The organism is Nonomuraea rhizosphaerae (genome assembly GCF_019396405.1).
Lineage (GTDB): Bacteria > Actinomycetota > Actinomycetes > Streptosporangiales > Streptosporangiaceae > Nonomuraea > Nonomuraea rhizosphaerae.
Map to the genome: position 1 here is coordinate 19,542 of NZ_JAHKRL010000466.1, position 16,563 is coordinate 36,104.

Here is a 16,563-nt window from a genome sequence, read left to right on the forward strand (position 1 = left end):
TTGGGGGAGGTACGGTGAGCGCCCCTTGGCGGGGGATGGGGTGAGCGCTTGAGGTTGAGGGCGTGGGTGGTACTTCTGGCGGTGGGTGTTGGCTGCGGGTGCTCAGGCGTTTTCTGCGTGGGTTGCCATTCGGTGGGTCCACCACAGGCCGCAGGCGTCGAGGGCGATTCCGGCCGTCAGGCAGGCGAAGCCGGGGAGGCTGCCGAAGAGGAAGCTGAGGGGGCGCATGCCCAGGGCGCTTCCCATGAGGAGGCCCAGGGCGGGGAGTGCGGCGAGCATTCTGGCGGTGGTGCGGGGGCCGGCCAGTTGTGCGGTGACGTCCTGGCGGTGGGTCTGGGCGGTGCGCAGTGTGCTGGCGACGCGATCCACGAGGGGGGCCAGGCCGGCGCCTACTGTCACGCTGACGTTCCAGCAGGCGGCCAGGTGGTGTAGGCCCTCGCCGCCCTGAGCGGGGGCCGCTGATGACAGGGCTGTGGATACGTCGCCGCCGTCTCTTGCGGCGGCCGTCACTGGGCGCAGGGCTTCCGGGTCCGGGAAGTCGACTGCGGCGACGGCTCTGGTCAGGGCTTCGCCTGGGGTACGGCCTGCGGTCAGCTCGGCTGAAAGTGCTTGACAGAGTTCGATTGACGCTCGGCGCCAGGCGTCTGCTCGGCGGGTGGGGCTGGGGCGGATGATCAGGTGTTTTGCGGATCGCCACTGGAAGGGCTGGTGGGTGGCGGTCAGGCGGGCGAGGCGGGTTGTGGCGTGGTTGGGGGATGTCCACAGCCAGATGGCGGCTGCCGTGGACAGGGCGGCGAGGAGGGCTGTGATCACGTGATTGTGGTCCTTACGGGGGCGGTCGCGCTGTGGGGTGGGAATGGGGCGGATTGGCGTTAGAGCGCGGAGCTGAAGCTGAGTGGCCGGGGGCCAAGCTTTTTTGGGGGGCGCGTTCCGGAAGGCCAAGTGCTAGGGGCCAAGTGCTGGGTCGGGGGCGGGCATAGGGACGCAAGCGGGCGAGTTGGTGGATCAGGCGGCCGGGGAGTGCGGCATGAGGCGAAGGCTGCAGAGCGCTGGCGGTCGGTGGTCGGCTGTGGGGTGACGATCGGTTCGAGGCGCGGGAGTCGTGGTCACCGGGAGGTTCGGGCTGTCAGGGCGTCGTAGCCGGGACCGGCCTGCGGGTGGCCTTGGGGGGTGAAGGTCAGGGCGGGGACGGATTCGACGAAGCCCGCTTCGTTCCGGGCCAGGAGGCAGATCTCGGCAACGCGCCGGCGGCCGTCGGGGCGGGTGCGGGTGAGGTGGATGACCACGTCGAGGGCGGCGGCCAGCTGGCTGTGGACGGCTTCTCGGCTCAGGCCCGCCGCGCATCCCAGTGCCTCCAGGCGGGGTGGCACGTCGGCCGCGGTGTTGGCATGGAGGGTGCCGCAGCCGCCTTCGTGGCCGGTGTTCAGGGCGGCCAGCAGGTCGACGACCTCGGCGCCTCGCACCTCTCCGACGACGACTCGGTCGGGGCGCATGCGGAGGGCTTGGCGTACGAGGTCTCGCAGGCCCACGCCGCCCGCGCCTTCGAGGTTGGGCGGGCGGGACTCCAGGCGTACGACGTGGGGGTGGAGGGGGCGGAGTTCGGCTGAGTCCTCGACGAGGAGGAGGCGTTCGCCGGGGTCGGCCAGGGAGAGCAGGGCGGACAGGAGGGTGGTCTTGCCGGTGCCGGTGCCGCCCGTCACGAGGAAGGCCAGCCTGGAGGTCACCATCGCGGTCAGGAGGGGGACGGCCGAGGGGGTGATGGTGCCTGCCGCCGCCAGGTCGGGGAGGGTGAAGGTGCGTCTGGGCGGGAGGCGGAGCGACACGCAGGTGCCGCCCGTGGCGATGGGCGGGAGCACCGCGTGGAGGCGTACGCCGCCGGCCAGCCGGGCGTCCACGTACGGGGAGGCGTCGTCCAGGCGTCTGCCTGCCGCGGCGGCGAGGCGTTGGGCCAGCCTGCGTACGGCGGCGTCGTCGGTGAAAGTGGTGGAGGTGCGGCGCAGGCCGTGGCCGTCGTCCATCCACACCTCGCGGGGGCCGTTGACCAGGACGTCCGTCACCTCGGGTGTTGCCAGGAGGGGTTCGAGGGGGCCCGCGCCTATGAGGTCGGCGCAGAGGGCTCTCGCCACGGCGAGGATCTCCGCGTCGCCGTAGACGGCCTTCTCGGCTCTCAGGGCCACGGCCACCTGGGCGGCGGTGGGCTCGACGCCGGTTCTGGCGAGGCGTACGCGGACGGCTTCGACGAGGTCGGGGGACACGCCGGGGTTCATGACGGAAGGAGGTCGCGCAGGAGGGAGGCGCAGAGGGCGCCCAGGACGGTGCGGGGGCCGAGGTTGGGGAGCTCGCCGCGGTTGAGGGTGGCGGGGAGGCGGGGTTGGTCGGGGAGGTGGCCTGCCGAGGGGATGCCGAGGCTGGTCGCCACCACTTCGTCGTTCAGGACGCCCGGACGGATGATCGTGCGGATGTCGGCGGTGTGGCGGGCCGCCTCGGTGAGGACCTGGGCGGCGGCCAGCACACCTCGTACGTCGGCCGTGGTGACGAGCAGGGTGCTGGTCGCCCTGGTCAGGGCCTCGACGGCGGCCGGGTCGAGGTGGCGGGGAAGGTCGACGATCACCACGTCGAAGCCACGGCGGCCGGCTTCCAGGACCGAGCGCATGGCCTGGGCGGGGATGGGATTGATCTCGCCCCTGTGGAAGGACAGGACCGCCAGGTCGCCGAAGGCGGGCAGGGCCTCGCGGAGGGCCGTGGAGCCGACTCTGCCCTCGCGGGCCACCAGGTCCGCCCAGCGGGCGCCGTTCGACTCCTCCTGGCCCAGGAGGGCGTCTATGCCGCCGCCCAAGGGGTCGGCGTCGACCAGGAGCGTACGGAGGCGGTCGCCCGAGGCGCGCAGGGCCAGGCAGGCGGCGAGAACGCTGGCGCCCGCGCCGCCTCTGCCGCCCATGACGCACAGGACCTGGCCGGAGCGGGGATCGGGCTCCATCGCGTCGGCGAACTCCTCCACCAGGCGGCGCTCGCCCTCGGGCAGGTCGATGACGGCCTGGGCGCCGACGGTGACGCACAGGCGCCAGGTGTCGGGGTCTTCCGGGGTGCGGGTGATCAGGAGCACGCCGTCCCGGGCGGGGGGTGCGGTGGCGGCCACCGCGTCGGCGAGGTCGGGGCCTATCACCACCAGGGGTGCGAGGTTCCAGAACGGGCGGGCGTGGGCGGGGGCGTGCGCCACGTCGAGTTGGGCGCCGGCCGCGGCGGCGATGCGGACGAGGTCGTCCAGAAGGTCGCGGTCCTCGGTGATGACCAGTGGGCGGTGCACGCTGGGCTCCCTGCTGGGTGGGCGTCGGGAGGTCCCAGGGTGGTCGAGGAGGGGAGGGCCGCGTGACGCCGAACCCAGTTCTGTGGATGGGCGCCGTAAGAAGCGGCAAGCCTGTGGATGAGCTACACGAAGGCGACCGAGCTGTGGATGAGCCACACAGAGGCGGCTGGGCTGTGAGGGGGAGACCGCTGAAGGAGTAGCGAGGGCGCGGGCGGCACCAAGCGAGCGCTCGTCCAGAAAAGGGGCGACCCCCGCCGGGGGGGAGAGCGGGGGTCGCCTGATCGGTCCGGCTCCGGGGGGGTAGAGCCGGTCCCGTTTCAGAAGAAAGCTTTCATCACTTGACCGAGGCCTGGCAAGGGACTTGCCTACCAAACCCGTGCACAGCCGCTCCAGTTTCGGGCGATACCACCGTATGCTGCCCGATCCACTCGAGTTTCGTCGAGGAGCAATCTCGCATTTTCGCCAAGTTTTTTCGCACCCTGATAACGATCACATAAACGCGATCACACTGCGTGATCGTCACAGGTTGATAACCGATCCAACACCGCCCGGGTCGCGAATGTGAGCGCGCACGACATCCACCTCCGCGTAAAGGTCTTGGTTCCAGGGGTTCCCATCAGGGCCGATCCGTCGTACAAAGGTGACACGGACCACTTGTCCGGGTGCGTCAACCAGGCACCCACGCGCGACCAGCCGCGGGAGGCGCGTCGTGACGGGCTTGACCCGCTCCGACGAATAGAGGTGCACGCTTGGTAACCCGGTGTGACGCACCGGCAGACGGCGTCTCATGACTGAGACGCCGTCCGCTATGTCAGGACCTTTCTCTCAGCCCCTCTGCATGGCCTCGCAGATCGCGGTCGCCTCGCGTACCCCCAGGCTTACCGCCGCGGCACAATGCCGTACCCACTGCGCGACCCCCTCCGGAGTTCCCGTCAGGTAGGCCGCCAGGGCGTCCGCGTACGGCGATTCGAGGTGCCCCAGCTCGACGGCCACCAGGGACTTCGGGTCCAGCCCGTACTCGACCAGCGTGAGCCGCTCGGCGGCACGCGCGACGACGCCGTCCGCCGTGCCGAAGGGGCGCAGCACCGCGAGCTCGGCGTGCACGACGGCGGCCAGGACGATCGCGGGCGCCTTCGTTCCGGAGCCGAGCAGGCCGAAGAGGCCGTCCATGCGCGCGGCGAGGTCCGCAGCCGCCGTGGAGGAATCGCCCGACGAGGAATCGCCGGACAAGGACCCGTCCGTACGGGGACGGCCGAGCGAGGACTCGTCGGCGAGCCCGACGGCGGCCAGCGTGTGCAGCCGGGCCAGCGCCTGCCGAGGCGTCTTGCGCCACACCGGCCCCAGCGCCCCGAGCGCGGCCGAGGCCCGCAACGCCCCCTGCACCACGGGATCGGAGGCCTGCCCTTGACGCAGGACGTCCAGGGCGACGTCCGAGCCCTCCAGGGCCGCCGAGGCCCGCGCGCCGCGCAGCGACGACTCGGCGGAGACGGCCGGACTGGCGCGGCGCAGGACGCGGTGCCGATAAAGCCTGTCGACCGCCTGTCTGGCCTCGTCCACCGCCTCCGGTACGCCGGGCAACGCCGCGATGACGACCAGTGGATCACTCACGGCATTCAACTCTAGCGGGGGCCCAATAACGCATCTCATTGGCCCGTTCCATATAGGCCGGATTCCAGGATGACAACAGTTCAATGGAAGCTGTAAGACCCCCTGATAACCAGTACAGACCTGTCTAGACCTCTTGTGTGCGGAGCCTGTGACCTGGTGGAGTGGGACACGACCTATCAGAACTGGCCATAGAAGGAGCACGAGGTGGCCCCGGAAACCCCTGGCAACGAGCCCCAGGCGCTGTCGAACCTGCTGCACGAGAACCGCCGGTTCGAACCGCCGGTCGAGCTGGCGGCGGCCGCGAACGTGACCGAAGCCGCCTACACCCAGGCCGCGGCCGACCGGCTGGCGTTCTGGGAGGGTGCCGCCGACCGGCTGACCTGGGCCAAGCGGTGGGAGACCACGCTGGAGTGGAACGCGCCGTTCGCCAAGTGGTTCATCGGCGGTGAGCTGAACGTCGCCTACAACTGCGTCGACCGCCACGTCGAGGAGGGCCGCGGCGACAAGGTCGCGTACTACTGGGAGGGCGAGCCCGAGGGCGACACCCGCGTCCTCACCTACAACGACCTCAAGAGCGAGGTCAGCAAGGCCGCCAACGCCCTGCTGGAGCTGGGCGTGCGCAAGGGCGACCGGGTCGCGGTCTACATGCCGATGATCCCCGAGCTGCCGATCGCGATGCTGGCCTGCGCCAGGATCGGGGCGATCCACTCGGTGGTGTTCGGCGGGTTCTCGGCGACCGCGCTGAAGAGCCGCATCGACGACGCCGACGCCAAGCTGGTCATCACGGCCGACGGCGGTTACCGCCGCGGCAACCCGTCGGCGCTCAAGCCGACCGTGGACGAGGCCGTCGCGCAGTGCCCGCAGGTCGAGCACGTGCTGGTGGTACGCCGTACCGGCCAGAACGTGGCGGCGACCGACAAGGACGTCTGGTGGCACGACCTGGTCGAGCGCCAGAGCGACCAGCACACGCCCGAGCCGCACGACGCCGAGGACCCCCTGTACATCCTGTACACCAGCGGCACGACCGGCCGTCCCAAGGGCATCCTGCACACGACCGGCGGCTACCTGACGCAGACGGCGTGGACGCACGACGCGGTGTTCGACCTCAAGCCGGACAAGGACATCTACTGGTGCACCGCCGACATCGGCTGGGTGACCGGGCACTCCTACATCGTGTACGGCCCCCTCGCCAACGGCGCCACCAGCGTCATCTACGAGGGCACCCCCGACACCCCGCACCGCGGCCGGTTCTGGGAGATCGTGCAGAAGTACAAGGTCACGCTCCTGTACACGGCGCCCACGGCGATCCGGACGTTCATGAAGTGGGGCGACGACATCCCCGCCAAGTACGACATGTCCAGTCTGCGGGTCATCGGCTCGGTCGGTGAGCCGATCAACCCCGAGGCGTACGTCTGGTACCGCGAGAACATCGGCGGCAGCCGCTGCCCCGTCGTCGACACCTGGTGGCAGACCGAGACGGGCGCCGTCATGATCAGCCCGCTGCCGGGCGTCACCAGCGGCAAGCCGGGCGCCGCGATGCGCCCGCTGCCCGGCATCGTCGCGGACGTGGTCGACGACCAGGGCAACAGCGTGCCCAACGGAGGCGGCGGTTTCCTGGTCATCCGCGAGCCGTGGCCGTCCATGCTGCGCACGATCTGGGGCGACGACCAGCGCTACATCGACACGTACTGGAGCAGGTTCGAGGGGATGTACTTCCCCGGCGACGGCGCCAAGAAGGACGAGGACGGCGACCTGTGGCTGCTCGGCCGCGTGGACGACGTCATGCTGATCTCCGGGCACAACATCTCCACGACCGAGGTGGAGAGCGCGCTGGTCAGTCACCCGAAGGTGGCCGAGGCCGCCGTCGTGGGCGCCACGGACCCGGTGACGGGGCAGGCGATCGTGTCGTTCGTGATCCTGCGCGGCACCGCGGAGGAGAGCGACGACATCGCCGCCGACCTGCGCAACCACGTGGCCAAGACGCTCGGGCCGATCGCCAAGCCGCGGCAGATCCTGGTGGTGCCGGAGCTGCCGAAGACCCGGTCGGGCAAGATCATGCGCCGGCTGCTGCGCGACGTGGCCGAGAACCGCAGCGTGGGTGACGTCACGACGCTGGCCGACAGCACTGTGATGGATCTCATCTCGGAGAAGCTGCCGTCCGCCAAGAGCGAGGACTGACCCGACGTACGCGGCTGAGGGGCCCTCGGCGACACACCTGAGGGCCCCCGGCGGTCGTGGGACTGAAGGCCCTCCCAGCAGCGGTTTCGGGGTCGAATCGGCTAAAGCTGTGGCATGACGCTTTTGGCTTGCTGATCGGGTAGTTCTGGGGAAGTGAAGTTCTCGGCGTGTCCGGCGACGCCTGGCTGCAAGCGGCGCATCGCGCTGAATGATGTTTGACACGGCCACCAGGCCTCGATAGGAGACGTTCATGCCGCAGACTCCCGAGGAAGAATCACTCGGCTCACTGGTCGCCCAGGCGAGTGATCACATATCGACGCTGGTCCGCTCGGAGATCGAGCTGGCCAAGGCCGAGTTCAGGTTCGACGCCAAGCGGGTGGGCATGGCGGGCGGGCTGTTCGCCGCGGCCGCCTTCATGGCGCACCTGTGCCTGATCCTCGCCTCGTTCACCATCGCGTACGCGCTGGCCCAGGTGATGCCCAACTGGCTGGCGTTCCTGATCGTGACCGTCTTCTACCTGCTCACGGCCGGCTTGCTGGTGCTGATCGGGGTGCGCAGGCTGAAGGGGCTGGCGGGGATGAAGCGTACGGCCAGGTCCATCAAGGGGCTCAAGGAGATCGCCGAGCCGCACAAGGAGCCGGGCCGGCAACCGGGCAACGAGAAGCAGATCGAGCCGGTGACCAGTGATGGCGCCTGACGAGTCGGTCGTCCGGATCGAAGGCCCGTGGCGGCACCGCGCGGTGCACGCGGGCGGCACCCGCTTCCACGTCGTGGAGGCCGGTGACGGTCCGCTGGTGCTGCTGCTGCACGGGTTCCCGCAGTTCTGGTGGACGTGGCGGGAGCAGCTCAAGTCGCTGCCCGCGGCGGGGTTCCGCGCGGCGGCGGTGGACCTGCGCGGTTACGGCGGCAGCGACAAGCCGCCGCGCGGCTACGACCTGCCCACGCTGGCCAGCGACGCGACAGGGCTGATCCGCGCGCTCGGCGAGACCGGGGCCATCGTGGTCGGGCACGACTGGGGCGGGCTGCTGGCCTGGACGATGGCGGTGCTCGACCCCAAGTGCGTGCACCGGCTGGTGGTCGTGTCCGCGCCGCATCCGCTGCGGCTGCGCAGCGCGCTGCTGACCGACCCGTTCGGGCAGCTCAAGGCCACCAGGCCGGCGCTCGGCTACCAGCTGCCGCTGCTGCCCGAGCGCCGGCTCACCCGCGACGGCGGCTCGCTGGTGGGCAGGATGCTGGAGGAGTGGTCGGGGCCCGGCTGGCCGGACGCGAAGACCTCGGGCGTCTACCGCGAGGCGTTCCGCATCCCGGCCGTCGCCCACTGCGCGCTGGAGTACCACCGGTGGTTCGGCCGTTCGCAGCTCCGGCCCGACGGGCGCCGGTACGCCAAGGCCATGCGCACCGAGATCGAGGCCCCCACGCTGCAGATGCATGGGGCGCTCGACCGTCGTGTGCTGCCGCGCACGGCTCAGGGTTCGAGCCGGTACGTGGCGGCCCCGTACAGGTGGCGGCTGATCGAGGGGGCGGGGCACTTCCCGCACGAGGAGACCACGGACGTGTTCGACTCGGAGCTGATCGGCTGGCTGTCGGACCCCGAACCCGACCGGTGAACCACTGAGATCCAGGTGAGCCACCGAGATCCAGGTGAGCCGCCGAGATTCAGGTGGGCCACTGTGATCCGGATGAGCCGCTGAGAGACCGTGAGAGAGCAGGCGATGAGAGACCGCGACGCCGAGGGCAGGCCGCGCAACGCCCGGCCACGCGACGCCTACGGGCGTCCGCTCCCCTACGGCTCCCCCGGCGTGGACAGAGTGCCCGACGAGTACGCCCCCACCACACCGCAGGCCCTGGAGGACGGCCGCCGGTTCCTGGCCGAGGGGCTGCCGTTCAACGCGCACGAGGTGTTCGAGGGCCGCTGGAAGTGCGCCCCCGAGGAGGAGCGCGAGCTGTGGCAGGGGCTGGCGCAGATCTGCGTCGGGCTGACGCACCTGCAGCGCGGCAACGGGCGCGGGGCGCTGACCCTCTTCAGCCGTGGGGCCGCCCGCGTGCAGGCGTACGGGGAGCCGTACGACGAGGTGGGCCGGGCCGCGTCGGGGCTGGCCCACGACGGCGACCCCGAGCGGGCCATCGAGCTGATCCGGAGCGCGCTGCCGGTCGGTGAAGGCTAGTCGCACTCCTGGGTGCCCGCCGGGGTGGTGTCGTTCCTGCCCTGGTCGGCGTCGGGCCTGACCTCACCGGCCGTCAGCACGTACCCGGTGTCCTCCTGGCTGATCGCGGCGGCGAAGATGACGCCGAACACGCGCCCGTCCACCGTCAGCAGCGGCCCGCCCGAGTTGCCCGGCAGGACCTTGCCGCGGATGGCGTAGACCTTGCGGGTGACGTTCGAGCTGCGGTAGATGTCGGGGCCCTCGGCGTCGAGCTGGCTGCGGATGCGGGCGGGCTCGGCGGTGAAGCCCTGGCCCTTGGGGAAGCCGGCGACGATGGCGTTGTCGCCCTTCTCCGCGGTGCCGTCGAAGGAGAGCTGCGGCAGGTTGAGCCCCGGCACGTACAGGACGGCGATGTCGCGCTGCGGGTTGTAGCGCACGACGGTGGCGTTGTGGCGCTTGCCCTCGTAGTCGGTGACCTGCAGGTCGCGCGTCACGCCGGCGACCACGTGCGCGTTGGTCATGATCCGGTCGTCGGCGTAGACGAACCCGGTGCCCTCGATGTGCTTGTTGCAGCTCTCGGCGTTGCCCTGCACCTTGACGATGGCCCGCTGGGCGCGGTTGAGCTTGGACCCCTGGAGGATGCTGCGCGCCGGGGGGTCGACGTCGACGAGCTGGCCGGCGCCGATGGCGTCGAACACCGGCGGGAACTCCGAGCGGTCGATGAACTTCTTGAACGGCTGCTGCCAGTTGCGCGCGGTCTGCGGGATCGCGTCGTCGACCGTGGTGAGCAGCATGGAGTTCTTCACCTGGTCGACCAGCGGGGTGAACGCGGTCGAGACGATCAGCGAGCCGATCAGCCAGGCGATCACCAGCACCGACAGCGCGCTGGCGAACGTGCCGCCCACCGCGTCGGCGACCTTGGCGGGCTCCCAGGTGACGTGGCTGCGCACCACCGCGCCGATCGTCGAGGAGGCGAACTGGCCGATCGTCGCGGCGAGGAACACGATCACGATCGCCAGCAGCGCCTGAGGAGTGTCGCCGTCGACCACGGCCTTGGAGATCGGGGGCGCGATGAAGACCCCGAGCACCGCCCCTCCGACGAAGCCGACGAAGCTCATGACGCCGATGATGAAGCCCTGCCGGTACCCCGAGATGCCGAAGGCGATCACGAGGCCGATCAAAATGAGGTCAAGCAGATCACCGCGCACGATTCAAAGGTAGCCAGCGACAGGGTCAAGTGTGCACGTCTTCCGCAGGTGCGCGACCCCCCGATGGCTACGGTGAGCGGCATGCCGCCGATCGACGACACCGTGCGTTGTCTCATCGAAGCAGCTCTTGGCGACGACGATCCTGACGGGCCGGTGCGCTGGCACGCGATCTCGGTGCTGCGGCAACGGGGCGACCTGGAGTCGTTCATCGAGGCCCGGCGGCTGTGCGCGGCCGACGACGTCCGGGAGCGGCTGCTCGGGGTGGACATCATGGGCATGCTGGACCGGTTCGTGGACCGGACGCTGCCCGTCCTGCGCTACCTGGCCGCCAGTGACGACGACATCATGGTGCTGTACTCGGTGCTGATCGCCTTCGGGCACCTGGCCGATCCGCGGTCGCTGCCGTCCGTGATGGACCTGGCGGCGCACGCCGATCCCAGGGTGCGGTACGGGGCCGCGTACGCGCTGCAGCACGTCCTGGGCGACCCGCCGGACCGGGCGGGGCTGGAGGCGCTGCGCGCGCTGGCGGCCGACAGCGACGCCGACGTGGCCGACTGGGCGTCCCTGGGGGTGGCGCTGACCACGGGGGGCGAGATCGACGCCCACGACCTGCTGCCCCCGCGGGACCAGAACCCGCTAACCGCGGGAGGCGAGATCTAGCACGTCGGGCGGCATGTCCATGACGTTGGCGGGGTCCCACGGCCGCTCCAGCCCGGCCGCCCGCAGCACGCCGTCCAGCACCATCGCCGTGAACCCCCACACCAGCATGCCGCGCACCCGGAACGCGGGCCCCGCGTAGCCCAAGGGGTGGCGCAGCGTGACCCGGTTGCCCGGATCGACCAGCTCCGCCACCGGCACCCGCTCCACCGAGTCGACCTCGTCGGGTGAGGCCGCGTGGACCGCCGACGGCGTGTGCCACCAGCCGATGACCGGTGTGACCCGGTTGTCGCTGCGCGGGATGTACAGCTCGGGCATGGTGCCGAGCACGGTCACGCCGCGCGGGTCGACCCCGGTCTCCTCCTCCGCCTCGCGTAGCGCGGCGTCGACGGGCCCGCCGTCCTCGGGGTCCACGCCGCCGCCGGGGAAGGCCGGCTGGCCGGCGTGCCTGCGTCCGCGCGAGCTGCGCTGGATCAGCAGCACGTCGGGGCCGAGCGGCCCCTCGCCGAACAGCATCAGCACCGCCGCGAGCCGCCCGCCCTGCGGAGGCGGACGCAGCCCTGGGGCGATGGAGGTGAGCACGGCCTGCGCCGCGAGCCTGTCGAGCCAGTCGGGGACCTGAGTCACGCTCACTCCAACACGCCCGGCCCCGAGGGGCTTCCCGTCACGAGAAAGGCCCTGGTCTGACCAGCTTCTGCGCCTTGGCGGCATTGGTGGGGCCGGTGCCGTACGCGGGGCAGAGCGCGGCCAGCGGACACACCCCGCACGCCGGGGTGCGGGCATGGCAGATGCGGCGGCCGTGCCAGATCACCCGGTGCGAGAAGATCGTCCACTCCCGTCTGGGCAGCAGCTCCCCCACCACGTGCTCGATCTTGACGGGGTCGGTCTCCTCGGTCCAGCCGAAGCGCCGTACCAGCCGCTGGAAGTGGGTGTCCACGGTGAGACCGGGCACGTCGAAGGCATTGCCGAGCAGGACGTTGGCCGTCTTGCGGCCCACTCCGGGAAGCTTGACCAGGTCTTTGAGCTTCTTCGGCACCACTCCGCCGTGCTGCTCGCAAACGGCCTGTGCCATGCCGATGATGCTGTTGGTCTTCGCGCGGAAGAAGCCCGTCGAGCGGATGATCTCCTCCATCTCGGCGCGGTCGGCGGCCGCGTAGTCCTCGACGGTGGGATATTTCGCGAACAGGGTGGGAGTAACCATGTTGACCCGCTTGTCCGTACACTGCGCCGAGAGGATGGTCGCGACCAGCAGTTCCAGCGGGGTACCGAAGTCGAGCTCGCAATGGGCGTCAGGGTAGGTTTCCGCCAGGATGCGATTCATCCGGCGTGCGCGACGCACGAGGGCGAGCCTTGACTCAATGGGCATTCCCATAGCCTATGTGTGCCGCCTGAAGTGGGGTGCGTCACAATGGCAGCAGAGGAGGCAGAGTGAACACCGAAGATGTGCTGGGCAAGGCCCCCCTGTTCGCCGCGCTCGACCGGGAGAGCGCCGCGGCGCTGCGGACGAGCATCACCGAGGTCCAGCTGTCCAAGGGGCAGACGCTCTTCCACGAGAACGAGACGGGCGACCGGCTCTACGTCGTGCTCGAAGGCAAGATCAAGCTGTCGCGCACCTCGCCCGACGGCCGCGAGAACCTGCTGAGCGTGCTGGGCCCGAGCGAGATGTTCGGGGAGCTGTCGCTGTTCGACCCGCGTCCCCGTACGGCCTCCGCGACCGCGCTGACCGACGTCAAGCTGGCCGGGCTCGGCCACGACGACCTGCGCCCCTGGCTCACCGGCCGGCCCGAGGTGGCGCTCCACCTGCTGCGCGCGCTGGCCCAGCGGCTGCGCCGCACCAACGACGTGCTGGCCGACCTCGTCTTCACCGACGTGCCCGGCCGGGTGGCCAAGCAGCTGCTCGACCTGGCCAACCGGTTCGGCATCAAGACCGAGGACGGGCTGCGCGTCCACCACGACCTCACCCAGGAGGAGCTGGCCCAGCTCGTCGGCGCCTCCCGCGAGACGGTCAACAAGGCGCTGGCCGACTTCGCGCAGCGCGGGTGGCTGCGCATCGAGGCCAAGGCCGTGGTCATCCTCGACATGGACCGGCTCTACAACCGCTCCAGATAGCCCCACGACCGCTCAGGTAGTTCCACGACCGCCCAGACAGCTCCACGACCGCCCAGACAGCTTTACGACCGCTCCAGATAGTCGAGCTGGGCCCGCACCGACATCTCGGCGGCGGGCCACAGGATCCGGTCCACCTCGGCGTACACGATCTCCACGACCTCGCGCGGCGTCCGCGCGCCCTGTGCCAGCGCGGCCCTGATCTGGTCGAGGCGCTCGCGCCGGTGCGCCACGTAGCCGTCCAGCACGCCGATCGGGTCGGCCAGCACCGGCCCGTGGCCGGGCAGCAGCGCCTCGGCCGCCAGGCTCTCCGCGGTGGCCCTGAGCCGGTCGAGGCTGCGCAGGTAGTCGGCCAGGTCACCGTCGGGTGCGATCACCGTGGTGCCCCGGCCGAGGATGGTGTCGCCGGTCAGCATGGCCCTGTCCTGGGGCAGCCAGAAGCACAGCGAGTCGAAGGAGTGGCCGGGCGTCCCGTACACGTGGATCTCGGCCCCGTCGGCGCTCACCACGTCGCCCTCGCCCAGCCCCTCGTCGCCGAGCCGGTGCTTGGGGTCCAGGGCCCGCACGGGCGCGCCGACCAGCTCGGCGAAGCGCCTGGCGCCGCCGCTGTGGTCGTGGTGGCCGTGGGTGAGCAGGATCTGGACGACCCGGCGCCCGTTCAGGTGATCGGCGACCCGCCTCAGGTGGCCCTCGTCGTCGGGGCCGGGGTCGACCACGATGACGTCCTGGCCGCCGACGAGCCACGTGTTCGTGCCGTCGAGGGTCATGGGGGACGGGTTGGGGGCCAGCAGGTTCTCGGCGTGCGCCGTACGGGATCCGTCGGGCGAGCCGACCGGGACGTGCAGGCCGCTCATGAGGTCACCAACTGCCATTCGCCGTCGATCTCCACGATCTTGGGCATGATCATGACGATCTCGCGCGGCGTGGCCAGGACGGCCTCGACGGAGTCGCAGGCGGCCAGCTCGTTCAGGGTGTGGTGGGTGGGCGGCATCAGGAAGATCTTGCCTTCACGGGCCAGCTCGACCGCGTCGGCGGGGCGTTCCCAGGCGACCTGGTCGGCCTCGCCGCCGACGTCGCGGGTGCGCTGACCCTCGGGCAGCACGGCGACGAAGAAACGGGTGTCGAAGCGCCGCTGCTCGACCTCCGGCGTGATCCAGTGGGCCCACGGCTTGAGCAGGTCGGAGCGGAGCACCAGGCCGCGCTTGGCCAGGAAGTCGGCGAAGGCGAGGCTCCTGTCGATCAGCGCGAGCCGGTCGGCCTCCCAGTCGTCGCCCGTGGTGTCGGCCACGACCGAGTCGGGGCCGGGGCCGGCCAGCAGCACGCCCGACTCCTCGAACGTCTCCCGTACGGCCGCGCACACCAAACCGCGCGCGACCCGCTCCTCGGCCGCGAACACCTCGCCCCATTCGGCCGGGGACGGCCCCGCCCAGGCCACGGCCTGGTCGGTGTCACGGGGGTCCACGGAGCCGCCCGGGAAGACGTAGGCGCCCGCCGCGAAGGCCATCGTGGACTTGCGCCGGAGCAGGTACACCTCCGGTCCTTCGCGCAGGATCACCACCGTGGCGGCGTCCCGCGCGGGGACCGGCTGCACTCGTCCGGCGAGGATGCCCCTCGCCCGCTCCGCGAGCTCCTCCGGGACTCGAAGACCAGTCACATGACCTCCTTCTAGAACATCACTCGGTCATCGTGACATATCCCGACTTTTCGGGAGACCTCCGGTTCCTCAGGAGACTTCCGCCCGCTCCCGAAGACCTCCGCTCGTTCAGGAGATCTCCACTCTTTTCAGGAGACTTCCGCGATCAGCTCCACTTCCACCGGGACGTCCAGCGGCAGCACGGCGACGCCCACGGCGCTGCGCGCGTGCTTGCCCGCCTCGCCCAGCACCTCGCCGAGCAGCTCGCTGGCCGCGTTGGCCACCTGCGGCTGCTGCGTGAACGACGGGTCGCTGGCCACGAACGCCACGACCTTGACGATCCGTACGACCTTCGCCAGGTCGCCGATCTCGGACTTCAACGCGGCCAGCGCGTTGAGCGCGCAGATCTTCGCCGCCTCGCGAGCGTCGTCGAGACTCACCTCCGTCCCGACCTTGCCGGTGAAGGCGGGCTTGCCGTCGACCATGGGCACCTGGCCCGAGGTGTAGACGAGGTCGCCGGTGCGTACGGCCGGCACGTACGCCGCCAGCGGCGCCACGACCGGCGGCAGCGTCAGCCCCAGCTCGGCGATCTTCTCCTCGGGCGTCATGCCTTCTCCCTCTTGAAGTAGGCGACGAGCTGCTCGGGGGTGGCGCCCTGCACTATCTGCACGAGCTCCCACCCGTCCGACCCGAAGTTGTCGAGGATCATCTTGGTGTTGTGGATCAGCACCGGGGCGGTCAGGTACTCCCATTTCTTCATGGGGGGCAGCCTAGTGTGAGCAATCTCAAAGGGTGGTCGTCGGCTTCCGTCAAGTAACCGTTCGGTAGCCTCGAAACGTGGACTCTCGGGACACCGATTGGGACGGCGTGCGACTGCACGTCGTCACCGGCAAGGGCGGCACCGGCAAGACCACGGTCGCCGCGGCACTCGCTCTCGCCCTGGCGTCGGGCGGACGAAAAGTCCTGCTCGTGGAGGTCGAGGGCAGGCAGGGCATCGCGCAGATCTTCGATCTGCCGCCACTGCCGTACGAGGAGCGCAGGATCGCCGTGGCCCCGTCGGGCGGCGACGTGTACGCGCTGGCCGTGGATCCCGAGGAGGCCATGCTCGAGTACATGGAGATGTTCTACGGGATGCGCCGGGCGGGCCGCGCGCTGACCAAGATGGGCATCGTCGACTTCGCCACCACCGTCGCGCCCGGCTTCCGCGACGTCCTCGTCACGGGCAAGACGACGGAGGCGGTGCGCAGGCGCGGCAAGAACGGCAAGCGCGTCTACGACGCCGTGGTGCTCGACGCGCCGCCCACGGGCCGCATCGCGCGCTTCCTGAACGTCACCCAGGAGGTCGCCGGGCTGGCCAGGGTCGGCCCGATCAAGAATCATTCCGACCTGGTGAGCGGTGTAGTGAAATCTCCGGAAACGGCGGTGCACTTCATCACCCTGCTTGAGGAGATGCCCGTCCAGGAGACGCTGGACGGGATCGCCGAACTGCGCGCCGCGGGCCTGCCGGCCGGAGGAATATTCATCAACATGGTGCGTGAATCACTCCTTCCCCAGACTGCGCTTGACAGTGCTGTCAAGGGACGGTTCGACATCGGCGAGCTGACGCTCGGGCTGAAGGCCGCCGGGCTCGCCGACGGCGCCACCGCGCTGGCCGAGGCGCTGGCCGAGGAGGTCGCCGAGCACGCCCGGCGGACCGAGCTCGGACGCGAGGGGCGCGCCTCTCTG

Annotated in this window: 18 protein-coding genes; 7 read left to right on the plus strand and 11 right to left on the minus strand. The window is 70.5% G+C overall.

Annotated elements, in window-relative coordinates; all coding sequences use genetic code 11:
* Positions 1-102 precede the first annotated feature (102 nt).
* The 4 genes from KME77_RS23885 to KME77_RS23900 form a co-directional block, all read right to left on the minus strand.
* Positions 103-813, minus strand: coding sequence for a type II secretion system F family protein (locus tag KME77_RS23885; RefSeq protein ID WP_308250864.1), 711 nt, complete (start codon positions 811-813; stop codon positions 103-105).
* Between the two features lie 293 nt (positions 814-1,106).
* Complete coding sequence (locus tag KME77_RS23890) at positions 1,107-2,267, minus strand: TadA family conjugal transfer-associated ATPase (protein ID WP_219471171.1); 1,161 nt, start codon at positions 2,265-2,267, stop codon at positions 1,107-1,109.
* Positions 2,264-3,304, minus strand: a complete 1,041-nt coding sequence (gene ssd / locus KME77_RS23895; RefSeq protein ID WP_219471172.1) for a septum site-determining protein Ssd — start codon at positions 3,302-3,304, stop codon at positions 2,264-2,266. The genes KME77_RS23890 and ssd overlap by 4 nt, the downstream gene beginning before the upstream one ends.
* A gap of 825 nt (positions 3,305-4,129) precedes the next feature.
* Positions 4,130-4,912: a Fic family protein gene (locus tag KME77_RS23900; RefSeq protein WP_219471173.1), complete on the minus strand. Its 783-nt coding sequence runs from the start codon at positions 4,910-4,912 to the stop codon at positions 4,130-4,132.
* Positions 4,913-5,116: 204 nt separating this feature from the next.
* Here KME77_RS23900 and acs point away from each other — a divergent pair, with 204 nt between their 5' ends.
* From acs to KME77_RS23920, 4 genes are all read left to right on the plus strand, one after another.
* On the plus strand, positions 5,117-7,090 hold the full coding sequence (acs, locus tag KME77_RS23905; RefSeq protein WP_219471174.1) for an acetate--CoA ligase: 1,974 nt from the start codon (positions 5,117-5,119) through the stop codon (positions 7,088-7,090).
* 250 nt (positions 7,091-7,340) lie between these two features.
* Positions 7,341-7,787, plus strand: a complete 447-nt coding sequence (locus tag KME77_RS23910; protein WP_219471175.1) for a phage holin family protein — start codon at positions 7,341-7,343, stop codon at positions 7,785-7,787.
* On the plus strand, positions 7,777-8,697 hold the full coding sequence (locus KME77_RS23915; protein WP_219471176.1) for an alpha/beta fold hydrolase: 921 nt from the start codon (positions 7,777-7,779) through the stop codon (positions 8,695-8,697). The genes KME77_RS23910 and KME77_RS23915 overlap by 11 nt, the downstream gene beginning before the upstream one ends.
* A gap of 105 nt (positions 8,698-8,802) precedes the next feature.
* On the plus strand, positions 8,803-9,255 hold the full coding sequence (locus tag KME77_RS23920) for a DUF309 domain-containing protein (protein WP_219471177.1): 453 nt from the start codon (positions 8,803-8,805) through the stop codon (positions 9,253-9,255).
* Here the strand turns inward: KME77_RS23920 and KME77_RS23925 are convergent.
* Positions 9,252-10,442 carry a MarP family serine protease gene (locus KME77_RS23925; protein WP_219471178.1) on the minus strand — a complete coding sequence of 397 codons (1,191 nt, stop codon included), beginning with the start codon at positions 10,440-10,442 and terminating at the stop codon, positions 9,252-9,254. The genes KME77_RS23920 and KME77_RS23925 overlap by 4 nt on opposite strands.
* Positions 10,443-10,523: 81 nt before the next feature.
* On the opposite strand from KME77_RS23925, the gene KME77_RS23930 reads away from it, so the two are divergent.
* Complete coding sequence (locus KME77_RS23930) at positions 10,524-11,102, plus strand: HEAT repeat domain-containing protein (protein WP_219471179.1); 579 nt, start codon at positions 10,524-10,526, stop codon at positions 11,100-11,102.
* Here KME77_RS23930 and KME77_RS23935 read toward each other — a convergent pair.
* A complete protein-coding gene (locus KME77_RS23935; RefSeq protein ID WP_372451217.1) occupies positions 11,079-11,726 on the minus strand; it encodes an NUDIX hydrolase in 648 nt (215 codons plus the stop codon). The genes KME77_RS23930 and KME77_RS23935 overlap by 24 nt on opposite strands.
* Before the next feature lie 37 nt (positions 11,727-11,763).
* Entirely contained in the window at positions 11,764-12,420 is a 657-nt protein-coding gene (nth, locus tag KME77_RS23940; RefSeq protein WP_246610627.1) for an endonuclease III, read from the minus strand.
* Positions 12,421-12,527: 107 nt separating this feature from the next.
* Between nth and KME77_RS23945 the strand changes: the two genes are divergently transcribed.
* Positions 12,528-13,208 carry a Crp/Fnr family transcriptional regulator gene (locus tag KME77_RS23945; RefSeq protein WP_219471182.1) on the plus strand — a complete coding sequence of 227 codons (681 nt, stop codon included), beginning with the start codon at positions 12,528-12,530 and terminating at the stop codon, positions 13,206-13,208.
* A gap of 62 nt (positions 13,209-13,270) precedes the next feature.
* Here the strand turns inward: KME77_RS23945 and KME77_RS23950 are convergent, their stop codons facing one another.
* From KME77_RS23950 to sp36, 4 genes are all read right to left on the minus strand, one after another.
* On the minus strand, positions 13,271-14,059 hold the full coding sequence (locus KME77_RS23950; RefSeq protein ID WP_219471189.1) for an MBL fold metallo-hydrolase: 789 nt from the start codon (positions 14,057-14,059) through the stop codon (positions 13,271-13,273).
* On the minus strand, positions 14,056-14,859 hold the full coding sequence (locus KME77_RS23955; protein ID WP_219471183.1) for an NUDIX hydrolase: 804 nt from the start codon (positions 14,857-14,859) through the stop codon (positions 14,056-14,058). Before KME77_RS23955 ends, KME77_RS23950 begins: the two co-directional genes overlap by 4 nt.
* A gap of 128 nt (positions 14,860-14,987) precedes the next feature.
* On the minus strand, positions 14,988-15,446 hold the full coding sequence (locus KME77_RS23960) for a RidA family protein (RefSeq protein ID WP_219471184.1): 459 nt from the start codon (positions 15,444-15,446) through the stop codon (positions 14,988-14,990).
* Complete coding sequence (gene sp36, locus KME77_RS23965) at positions 15,443-15,598, minus strand: Sp36 family protein (RefSeq protein WP_219471185.1); 156 nt, start codon at positions 15,596-15,598, stop codon at positions 15,443-15,445. The genes KME77_RS23960 and sp36 overlap by 4 nt, the downstream gene beginning before the upstream one ends.
* 77 nt (positions 15,599-15,675) lie before the next feature.
* Between sp36 and bagA the strand changes: the two genes are divergently transcribed.
* Positions 15,676-16,563, plus strand: an 888-nt coding sequence (gene bagA, locus KME77_RS23970) for an ATPase BagA (RefSeq protein ID WP_308250865.1), incomplete at its 3' end; no start/stop codon positions are given.

What these genes read in the sequence shown, in the direction of transcription:
- KME77_RS23890 (WP_219471171.1), bottom strand. Translation starts at nt 2,267, where the DNA reads ATGAACCCCGGCGTGTCCCCCGACCTCGTCGAAGCCGTCCGCGTACGC.
- KME77_RS23910 (WP_219471175.1), top strand. Translation starts at nt 7,341, where the DNA reads ATGCCGCAGACTCCCGAGGAAGAATCACTCGGCTCACTGGTCGCCCAG.
- KME77_RS23915 (WP_219471176.1), top strand. Translation starts at nt 7,777, where the DNA reads ATGGCGCCTGACGAGTCGGTCGTCCGGATCGAAGGCCCGTGGCGGCAC.
- KME77_RS23920 (WP_219471177.1), top strand. Translation starts at nt 8,803, where the DNA reads ATGAGAGACCGCGACGCCGAGGGCAGGCCGCGCAACGCCCGGCCACGC.
- KME77_RS23930 (WP_219471179.1), top strand. Translation starts at nt 10,524, where the DNA reads ATGCCGCCGATCGACGACACCGTGCGTTGTCTCATCGAAGCAGCTCTT.
- nth (WP_246610627.1), bottom strand. Translation starts at nt 12,420, where the DNA reads ATGAATCGCATCCTGGCGGAAACCTACCCTGACGCCCATTGCGAGCTC.
- KME77_RS23950 (WP_219471189.1), bottom strand. Translation starts at nt 14,059, where the DNA reads ATGAGCGGCCTGCACGTCCCGGTCGGCTCGCCCGACGGATCCCGTACG.
- KME77_RS23960 (WP_219471184.1), bottom strand. Translation starts at nt 15,446, where the DNA reads ATGACGCCCGAGGAGAAGATCGCCGAGCTGGGGCTGACGCTGCCGCCG.
- sp36 (WP_219471185.1), bottom strand. Translation starts at nt 15,598, where the DNA reads ATGAAGAAATGGGAGTACCTGACCGCCCCGGTGCTGATCCACAACACC.